Origin of the sequence: Tabrizicola sp. (assembly GCF_031377265.1) — a bacterium.
In the GTDB taxonomy this organism is placed as follows: Bacteria; Pseudomonadota; Alphaproteobacteria; order Rhodobacterales; family Rhodobacteraceae; genus JAUYQR01.
Map to the genome: position 1 here is coordinate 1 of NZ_JANMET010000321.1, position 2,409 is coordinate 2,409.

At 61.0% G+C, this 2,409-nt stretch carries 1 protein-coding gene and 2 pseudogenes; 2 read left to right on the forward strand and 1 reads right to left on the reverse strand.

Translation table 11 applies throughout. The features are described 5' to 3' along the window. Positions 1-785, reverse strand: a pseudogene (locus RMO18_RS17385) (glutamine-synthetase adenylyltransferase); the annotation flags it as partial. A 789-nt stretch (positions 786-1,574) separates the two neighbouring features. Between RMO18_RS17385 and RMO18_RS17390 the strand changes: the two are divergent. Then, on the forward strand, positions 1,575-2,096 hold the full coding sequence (locus tag RMO18_RS17390) for a DUF2852 domain-containing protein (protein WP_309667610.1): 522 nt from the start codon (positions 1,575-1,577) through the stop codon (positions 2,094-2,096). A 173-nt stretch (positions 2,097-2,269) separates the two neighbouring features. Then, positions 2,270-2,409, forward strand: a pseudogene (locus RMO18_RS17395) (arginyltransferase); the annotation flags it as partial.

Genomic DNA, 2,409 nt, shown 5'->3' on the forward strand with positions numbered 1-2,409 from the left:
CCACAGGGCCGGGCCTTGATATAGGCGGCGCGTTCCCAGGTGCGACCGGCGCTTTCGTAGTAGTTTTCCGCGGCCGCCATCGACATGCAGACCGGCATCACGCTGGCATCGGGCCGCAGCCTGAGGTCGGTGCGGAAGACGTAGCCATCGGTCACATCCGACAAAAGCGAGGTCATCTTGCGCGTCACCCGAATGAAAGCGGCGCGCGCGTCCTGTTCGGCGCCCGGATAGCGGGCCTCGTCGAACAGGCAGATCAGGTCGATGTCGGAGGAGTAGTTCAGCTCCCCCGCCCCCATCTTGCCCATCGCCAAAGCGAACATCCCCGCACCGGTTGCGGCATCGTCAGGCAGCGCGCCGGGTAGTTTGCCCCGCCGGATCTCTTCGCTCACCAGCGCCGAGATCGCCAGCGTTACTGCCCGGTCGGCAAAGCGGGTGAGTGTGCCAGTCACTGTTTCAAGGGGCCAAACGCCCGCCAGATCGGCCAATCCTACCAGAAGGGCCGCACGCCGCTTGGCCTGGCGCATGGTGGCGGCGAGTTGGTCGAGGGGCACTGCATCAAGCGAAGACAGGAGGTCGGCAAAAGCAGTTTCCGGGGCGTCGAGAGCCTGCGGTAGCCAATCTGCCTCGCGCACCATCAGACCCTTCAGGTAGGGGCTGCACCCCGCCACCGCCGCAAGACATTCCATCACCTCGGGTGCATAACCGTTGAGCATCTGTCGCGCATCGCTGGCCGCGGCTTGATCAAAGGCAATCGGCTGGCGGGAAAGGCGGGCGGCGAATGTCATTGCGCCACGATGATCTTGCGCGACCGTATCGTCAACGGCACCGTCCGCTACAGGCCGGTCTTGCGCAAATGTGATTGGTTCTCTCAACTCAAGCGTGGCAGGCTTTTTGCATGAAAACTGCGCTGTCCAATTTGTCCTGCTGGGGTGGTTGCGCCTTGCGCATGCTTGGTCTGGTGGTTTTTCTTGTGTCCGGGCTGGCCATCACGACGCAGGCAAAAGCGGCAAATGACTGCTGCCCGATGATGTCTGCCGACGTATCCTGCCCAGCAATGCCTGACGGTGCTTGCGTGGGTGACTGCGGGCATTGCAGGATGTTTGCCCCGGTCGCCGCGTTGCGTGCCGACGACCGGAAATCTGTTGCGCAACCGCATGACGCGGTTTGGTGGGTGCATGTCGATGAAGGCCTGGGGCAACCCGATGTGCCGCCCCCCCGATCAGGGAAAATCCGCGTCTGAGACCAGTATTTTTCTTTAATTCGGAGACGACACATGAAACGACTTCTGATCGGACTTGCCTTTGCCATCGGCCTTAGCGGTGCTGCTTTTGCGGCAACATGCTGCGACGGCGGGCCGTGCTGCGATATGCCGATGCCCTGCTGCGACGACTGAGGCAGGCTGAAAACCATTGGAAATGGCCGCACGCATGTGCGGCCATTTTTGTTGGTGGACCCGGTTCCGAAATTTATGTAAAAATTCTTAACATACCCTCTTGAACTGCACCGACCGCGGGCGCATCTTGCATCATGTGAAATACGTTCACATTCAACCGCAACTTCGGGAGCACCCGCCGATGAACACCTATTCCGACACCGCCCGATCCGGCGGGATCTCTTCCTGGCCGCGCCGGGCTGAAGGCTGGCTTGACCAGAAGGGGAAATGGGCCTGGATCGCCGCAATGGTTCTTGGCTTTGTCTTCTTCTGGCCTGTCGGTCTTGCCCTGCTGGCCTACATGATCTGGGGAAAACGCATGTTCCGTAATTCTTCCTGCGCACATCGCAGCAATCGCCATTCGTCCGACGAGACCCGTGGACGACACTGGGGCCGTCGTGGCGGCTGGCACGCCGACGGTTCGATGAACGCGACCGGCAACACCACCTTTGACACCTACAAAGCCGAAGCACTGCGCCGGCTTGAAGAAGAACAGGACGCGTTCGAAGCGTTTCTGCAGCGGCTTCGGTCGTCCAAGGACAAGTCACAGTTTGACACGTTCATGGAAGAGCGTGCCCGTGCCAATCAGGCAGCAGATGCGGCGGCAGACACAGCGGCACCGGCAGAAAAGCCTGCCGAGGGGCCACGCCCAGGCGAATACTGATACCGCCCCGGACATTGTTCGGCCCAGACATTGTTCGGCACGGCTGACTGAAAGGCCCCGCTTCGTACACAGGAGCGGGGCTTTGCTTATGCCGGGCCAACGCAACTCCGCGCTTGGCGGAAGTCGCGGGGCTTGCTAGGCTGCAGGTCAATCAGTGACAGAGCCTTCCCTTCATGCGACATTCCCTGCCCATCGCGCCTCAGTTCTATGTGACGGCCCCGCAACCATGCCCCTATCTTGTCGGGCGGATGGAGCGGAAACTGTTCACTGCCTTGCAAGGCGAACATGCGCAGCTGCTGAACGATACACTGTC

Excerpts from the sequence above, each read along its gene's own strand:
- RMO18_RS17390 (WP_309667610.1), top strand. The coding sequence starts at position 1,575 with ATGAACACCTATTCCGACACCGCCCGATCCGGCGGGATCTCTTCCTGG.